The organism is Pauljensenia sp. 20925_1_25 (assembly GCF_041433955.1).
Lineage (GTDB): Bacteria > Actinomycetota > Actinomycetes > Actinomycetales > Actinomycetaceae > Pauljensenia.
Genome location: NZ_JAPWCL010000026.1, coordinates 25,038 through 32,353, shown reverse-complemented (window position 1 = coordinate 32,353; position 7,316 = coordinate 25,038). Strand labels below are relative to the sequence as shown.

The 7,316-nt window shown below is 66.8% G+C and carries 4 protein-coding genes; 3 read left to right on the top strand and 1 reads right to left on the bottom strand.

What is annotated here, in order from left to right; genetic code table 11:
• Nucleotides 1-159: 159 nt before the first annotated feature.
• Nucleotides 160-912, bottom strand: a complete 753-nt coding sequence (locus O3932_RS09680) for an exonuclease domain-containing protein (protein WP_371538065.1) — start codon at nt 910-912, stop codon at nt 160-162.
• Nucleotides 913-992: 80 nt separating this feature from the next.
• On the opposite strand from O3932_RS09680, the gene O3932_RS09675 reads away from it, so the two are divergent.
• The 3 genes from O3932_RS09675 to O3932_RS09665 all read left to right on the top strand — a co-directional run bounded on the left by O3932_RS09675 (nt 993) and on the right by O3932_RS09665 (nt 7,213).
• Nucleotides 993-2,117 carry a GuaB3 family IMP dehydrogenase-related protein gene (locus O3932_RS09675; RefSeq protein ID WP_009648662.1) on the top strand — a complete coding sequence of 375 codons (1,125 nt, stop codon included), beginning with the start codon at nt 993-995 and terminating at the stop codon, nt 2,115-2,117.
• Between the two features lie 228 nt (nt 2,118-2,345).
• Complete coding sequence (locus tag O3932_RS09670) at nt 2,346-4,874, top strand: ExeM/NucH family extracellular endonuclease (protein WP_371538063.1); 2,529 nt, start codon at nt 2,346-2,348, stop codon at nt 4,872-4,874.
• 62 nt (nt 4,875-4,936) lie between these two features.
• Complete coding sequence (locus tag O3932_RS09665) at nt 4,937-7,213, top strand: bifunctional UDP-sugar hydrolase/5'-nucleotidase (protein ID WP_371538061.1); 2,277 nt, start codon at nt 4,937-4,939, stop codon at nt 7,211-7,213.
• Nucleotides 7,214-7,316: the final 103 nt, after the last annotated feature.

Below are 7,316 nucleotides of genomic sequence, written 5' to 3'. Positions count from 1 at the left end.
CTCGAAGCCCAGCCAGGCCCTGCAGGCCCATTGCGATGCGCCGCCCGAGGCTTCCGCCGAAACTCAGCCACGGCCTCGTGACAGCGCCCTGTGCGCGGAGGGCACGTCAGGCACAACGAAGCGGGGGCCGGTACTCACCGACCCCCGCTTGACGTGCCCTTACTCCCTGTCGCCCCCGCGGCCTCGCGGCGTGATCTGGGGCCACTCGCGGTCGATGGACGCGTCGCGGCCCTGCTTGCGCAGGTACTTCTCAAAGTCCTCCGCCCAATCCTGGTGGGCCTGGAGCTGATAATCCATGAGCTCCAGGGCGCTCATGGAGGCCAGCTGCGGGTACTTGTCCACCATGCCCGCGAGCACGTCGAGCGTCATGGCCACGTCGACCTCAGCCGTGTGAGCGTCGGGGGAAGCGACTGCCCCGTAGACGGGGGCCATCTCCGTCAGGGTCTTCTTGCCCTTGCGGAAACGGTCAAGCTTGCGATCCAAAACGAGCGGGTCGACGACCAGCATCGGCGCGCCCTCCAGGCGCTCCTCAAAGGACCCCAGGCGGTGGCGGCGCAGCTCCTGGTTCACCAACGTGATGTCGTAGGTCGCGTTGAAAGCGACGACCGGGTAGCCGCGCAGCCAATGCTCGACGATGGAACCCGCCAGCTCGTGGAGGACCTCCTCGATGGGGCGACCGTCGCGGCGCGCCTGCTCGGTCGTGATGCCGTGGACGGCGGTGGCCTGCTCGGGGATCTCAATGCCCGGGTCGGTCAGCCAGGTCGCCACCTGGTCGGGGGCGCTGACCCCGCTGCGGTAGGAAGCGCCGTCGATACGCAGGACGAGGGCCGCCGTCACTAGGCGGTCCTTGAGCGCGCGTACGCCCGTCGTTTCGGTGTCAAAACCCATCCACGGGTCGTCGATCCAGCTCATGTTTGCTCCTGTCCTCGCCGGTTCCACCAGTGTGGCAGAGGGCGGGCACATCTGCGTCCCGGAGGCAGTAGAATCGGTTTATGAGCCACGAAGTCGAAATCGGACGCGGCAAGCGCGGTCGGCGCGCCTACACACTGGACGACATCGCGCTCGTGCCCGCCCGGCGCACGCGCGACCCCGAGGACGTCAACGTCGGCTGGCAGATTGACGCCTATCACGTGGACTTGCCTCTCATGGCGGCCCCCATGGACTCGGTGATGAGTCCGGAGACAGCCATTGCGTTCGGTCGCCTCGGTGGCATCGGAGTCCTCGATCTGGATGGCCTGTGGACCCGGTACGAGGATCCCGAGCCGATCCTCGACCAGATCGCGCACCTCGGCGAGGAAGAATCGATTGCGACCCTGCAGCGCGTGTACTCGGAGCCGATTAAGCCGGCGCTCATCACGGAGCGTCTCACGCAGCTGCGCGAGGCCGGGGTGGTCGTCGCCGGTAAGCTGTCGCCCCAGCGCGTCCAGCAGCATTGGCGTGCGGTCGTGGACGCAGGCGTCGACCTGTTCATTATCCGTGGCTCCACGGTGTCCGCCGAACACGTGTCGTCGCGCCGTGAGCCTCTGAATCTCAAGCGTTTCATCTACGAGCTGGATGTTCCCGTCATCGTCGGCGGCGTCTGCACGGACACGGCGGCCCTGCACCTCATGCGTACGGGCGCGGCGGGCGTCCTCGTTGGTTTCGGCGGGGGAGCGGCCCACTCGACGCGTCAGTCCCTGGGCGTGCACGCGCCGATGGCGACCGCGATCGCGGACGTGGCCGCGGCCCGGCGCGACTACATGGACGAGTCCGGCGGCCGTTACGTACACGTCATCGCCGACGGCGGTATTGGCCGCAGCGGCGACCTCGCGCGGGCTATCGCGTGTGGCGCGGACGCGGTTATGCTGGGCGCGGCTATCGCTCGCGCTGAGGAGGCTCCCGGGCGCGGCTGGCACTGGGGTTCCGAGGCGACCCACCCTGACATGCCGCGCGGCCAGCGCGTTCACGTGGGAACGACGGGCACGCTCGAGCAGATCCTCTACGGCCCCTCGACGCGCGCGGACGGCTCGCTGAACTTCGTGGGTGCCCTCAAGCGTGCCATGTCCACGACCGGTTACGCCGAGGTCAAGGATCTTCAGCGCGCCCAGGTGGTCGTCTCGCCGTATTCGGCGTCCTGACTGTCGCTCATCGACAGGGGACGAGGCCGGGGCACCATTGTCGGGCACCGCGTCGCTCCTGCGCGACTTCTCGTATGTCGTCACGGGGGACGGGAATCCTCCCATGCGGTTCCATTTGTGCGTGGATGCGCATACACTTGTCGCAACTCGTGGTGCCGTTGGTAAAGATGCCTGCGGTTCGGGACCTGTGGGTCCCTCACGGTGAGGCGAGGTTGAGAGGACATCCCGATGACGCACGGGACTCGGTCGTTAGCTGTACTCGGCGTACTCACTCTGTCCACGGTGGGGCTTGTTCCTGCCGCCTGGGCGACTGACGCCGGGGCGGAACTCGCGCAGGTTGCTCAGTCGGGCGTTGGACACCCTGCTCAGTCGGGAGAACAACGTGCCCCCGAAACATCCGGCGCGCCCACTGCCCAGGAGAGCGGAATCACCCAGGGGCAGTCGGCCTCGTCGATGACGGGGGAGGGGCAGCTGAGCGCCCCCGAGAGTCGTGGCTCTCAGCCCTCCGCCGACGTCGAGACGACTGGGGGCGTGTCCGCGAGCGCGGCCGCGACCCCGGAAGGTGCCGCTGGGCGCACGGTTGCAACTGCTGAGGATGCCGCGCTAAAAGGTGCGACCGTCGATACCCCAATCCCGGAGATTCAGACGGTGGGGGAGGGGGACGACTCGGCGATGGTGGGTGCCACCGTGACGACGGTTGGCGTCGTGACTGCGGCGTATCCGGCAGGTGAGTCTGGGCTGGCAGATACCTTGGATGGGTACACGATTCAGACGCCGGGCAGTGGCGGCGCGTGGGATGAGGGGCGGGCGCGCTCGGACGCCCTCTTCATCTACGTGGGGAAGGACGGTCAGATCCCTGCGGTTGGGACATGCGTGCGCGTGAGTGGCACGGTTGGGGAGTTCCCCGCGACGACCGCGACGTCCAACCCGTCGAGCCTGACCCAGCTGGCTGCCACCGGATTCACGCAGGTCGACGGGTGCGAGGCCGTGGCTCCCACTCCGGTCACCGGTGTCCCTGTGGATGGGCAGGCGGAGGCATACGAGTCGATGCTGCTGGATCCGCAGGGAACGTGGACGATCACGGACAACTATGCGGCGAATCAGTATGGGACGCTGGCGCTCACGCCGGGCATGGAGCCGCTGCGCGCCGCGACCGACGTGGTTGCGCCGGGGCAGGCCGCGCGCAACTTTGAGGCGGCCAACGCCGCGCGGGTGATCACCCTCGACGACGGGACGAACACGAACCTGCTGAAGGGCGCGGCGACCGAGGTGCCCTACGCGTACCTGGCGAACGGGGCACCCGCCCGCGTCGGGTATCACGTGACGTTCTCCGCTCCCGTCGTCTTGGAGCCGAGGCATGGGTCCTGGGCCTTTCAGCCGACCTCTCTGGTCGCTGGGCATCCCGACCGCGCTCCCGTGACAATCACCGGGCAGCGGCCGAGCGCGCCCTCGGTCGTCGGGGATACGCGTGTGGCGACCTTTAACGTCCTCAACTACTTCTCCGACCTGGGTGTCGACGAGGCCGGATGCGCGGGTTACCCCGACCGCACGGGGGCCTTCGTGACGGCTAAGAAGTGCAAGGTGCGCGGCGCGTTCTCGCGCGAGGCCTTCGCGAACCAGGAGGCCAAGATCGTGTCCGCGATCAACGCTCTGGGGGCCGACGTGGTCGCCCTGGAGGAGATCGAAAACCCAGTGGCTGTGGGGGTGGGAACCGACCGCGACGCGTCCCTGGCGCGCCTCGTCGAGGCCCTCAACAAGGCGGCGGGGGCTGGGACCTGGGCGTACGTGCCCTCGCCCAAGACCGTTCCCGCAGACGAGGACGTCATCCGCGTCGCGTTCATCTACAAAACTGCGACGGTCACCCCCGTCGGTCCCTCTCTGATCCATGACGATCCGGCGTTTAGGGGCCTCGCGCGCCAACCCCTGGCCCAGGAGTTCGCGCGTAGGAGCGGCGAGAGGGCGGCTGCGCCCTCCTTCGTGGTGATCGCCAACCACTTCAAGTCCAAGGGATCCGTGCCCGAGGGTGCGGGCGAGGGCAATACCGATAGTGGGGACGGGCAGGGGAACGCGAACGCGATCCGTGTCGCCCAGGCCACCGCGCTCGCTTCCTTCGCCGCTCAATTCGCTGACAAACCAACCCTGCTCGTCGGCGACTTTAACTCCTACTCCCAGGAGGATCCTGTTACGGCCCTGGAGGGTGCAGGGTGGGAGCGCGTGTCCGGAGGGGGTGAGGCGTCCTACGTGTACTCGGGCCGCTCCGGTTCCCTCGATCACGTGTTTGCCAATGCCACCGCGAAGCCTCTCTTGGCGGGTGTCACCAGCTGGGCCGTCAACGCCCAGGAATCCATCGCTTTCGAATACTCGCGCGCGGGCATGAACGCCCACCTGGCCGTCGAGTCCGAGAACCCATACCGCTCCTCCGATCACAACCCCGAGATCATCGGGTTGAACCTGCTGGGAGCCAACCCGTCGTCGGGAGCCAACCCGTCGCCCAGCACCTCGTCAGCGCCGGGATCCACGCCGTCACCGAGCGCCGGTGCCCCGACGCCGCGCGGCACCGGATACCCGGCCACGGCCTCGTCCCGAGGAGGGCGAAAGGGCGCTGGAAATTCACGGCGCATGACGCCGGCGAACGCGCGCGCTTCCCTTGCCCGCACGGGCGTGGATGCGGCGGCCCCGGTCTGGGCTGGCGTTCTCCTTGCCCTCGCGGGCGTTGCTGCGCGGAGCGCGGCGCGCCGCGGCTCCCGGCACCCCTAAGCACCCACTCATCCCATTCACCACGTGACGCGGCATTGTTGTCGCTCAGAAAGGAACACACCATGCGCAAACCATGGACACGCCTCGCGCTCGCCTCGGTGGCGGCGCTTACCCTCGCGTCGTTGCCAACCATGGCGGCAGCTGCACCGCAGGACGAGGCCCCGCCGATCACCCTGGACCTCTACAACCTGACGGACGTCCACGGACACATCCAGCAGGTCACCAAGAAGGGAGTCGTTCGCGAGGCCGGCCTGCCCGCGATGAACTGCTACCTGAAGAAGGCTCGGGAAACCAACCCGAACTCCTCGTTCACGCTGCTGGGCGACAACATCGGAGCGTCCCCCTATATTTCGGGCGCGCTCAACGACAACCCGACTATCGCGGCCCTCAACACCCTGAACCCGCTGGCCTCCACGATCGGCAACCACGAGCTGGACATGGGGCAGGCCGTCTTTAAGCAGCGTGTCGACGGCTCCAACCCGAGCGAGTACGTGCAGGCGACCTTCCCGTACCTGGGGGCCAACATCGAGGGGATGGGCACCTACGGGGACGGCACCCCCTACCTCGGGGACTACAAGCTGTGGACGTCGCCCTCGGGCATGAAGGTCGCCTTCATCGGGGCCATCGCGCAGGACGTCCCCTACAAGCTGAGCCCCGGCACGACGGAGGGCCTGACCTTTAGCGACCCGATTGCGCGCATCAACTCGCTGGCCGCATCTCTCAAGGGCAGCGGCACGGCAGACGTTGTCATCGCCATGCTCGACGACGACGTGAAGAACAACTACACGAAGGTCGGCAAGGACGTCGATGGCCTCATGGGCGGGGACACGCACGTGCCCTACGAGTTCGACCACGTGAACTCGGTGGAGTCCTTCGAGTCAGCGAACCCGCGCCTGGCGGGTATCGCGTCCGGCTCCTACACGGATAACCTCGGTCTGATCCGCCTGACGATTGATCCCGCGACGCGCCAGGTCACGAGTGCCGACTCGATCCTCATCCCGGCCGCCGAGGTTGCCCAGTGCGGCGCGGACCCCGACACCCAGGCAATCGTTGATAAGGCCGACGCTGACTCGAAGGAAGCTGGCAAGCGCGTCGTCGCCACCGGCTACACGACACCCTTCATGCGCGGCGTTTTCACGACCCCCGACGGGCTGACCGAGCCGGGCTCGAACCGCGGTATCGAGTCCTCACTCGGTGACCTGGTGGCCGACTCCCTGCGTGAGACGATCCTCACCCCGGACGGAAAGAGCGTCGACGTCGGCATGATCAACGCGGGAGGCCTGCGCGAAGACCTCGTGCCGAACGAGGATGGCACCATCACCTATGCGCAGACCTACGAGGTTGAACCCTTCTCCAACGAACTCGGCTACGTAACCCTCAAGGGATCAGACCTCAAGGACGCGCTCGAACAGCAGTGGAAGAGCGACCTGAACTCGCAGAACTCCCGTCCGATGCTCAAGCTCAATCTGTCCTCGAACGTGCGCTACACCTACGACCCGGCGAAGCCCGACGGACAACGCATCACGTCGGTGACGATCAACGGTGAGCCGCTGAAGGCAGATGGGACCTACACGGTCGGGTCCGTGAACTTCCTGTTGGACGGCGGAGATTCCTTCGATGCCCTCACCCGCGGGGGAGCAACCGTGACGAACGGTAACCTGGACCGTGACGCATTCAACGAGTACCTGGCCGCCCATTCGCCCACGAAGGATCGATCCGCCGATGCTGCGAGCGGTCTGGCTCCGCGCGCGGCGAAGTCTTCGATTGGTCTGACCCTGCCCGCCGAGCCGGTCGCCGATGGCTCGACCGTGACGATCCCGCTGCGCGGCCTGTCCTTCTCCGAAGGACCCTCGATCACGACGAAGGTGCACGTGAGCGCGGGTGGCGCGCAAGCCGTTGCCGACGTGGATAACTCCCTCGTGGATGCCCATGCATCGGACGGCGCCGCAGTCATCACGACGGACGGCGCGGGGCAGGCGAGCGTGGACGTGACGGTCGTGGGTGCCTGCGAGGGTAAGGCGGCCGGTGAGGTCGTGAACGTGCCCGTCACGGTCGCCACCGACTTCGCGACGGTCGTCGAGGCCTCAGACGGTTTGTCGATCCCGGTGACGTGTGCGGGTGTGGCAGCTCCGTCTCCATCTGCCGATTCTGGCGAGGGGAGCAAGCCGGTCGTGAGTGTTCCGGAGGATTCGAAAAAGGATCCAGGCGCGTCCAAGTCAGGCGGTGTGTTGGCGCGAACAGGTGCGGATACGCAAGGGGTGCCTGTGGTGTGTGTGCTTGCTGTGTGTGGTCTCGCCGGTCTCCTGGCACGTCGTGCCCAAATCGTTACCAGCAGGTAAGCGTTTTGCTTTGACGTGAGTGACACTCGTGCAGGATACTTGGATACGGTGTAACCGCCGGTTCGCATTGTTGATAAATTCCCTGTATTCTCAAGGAGGCATG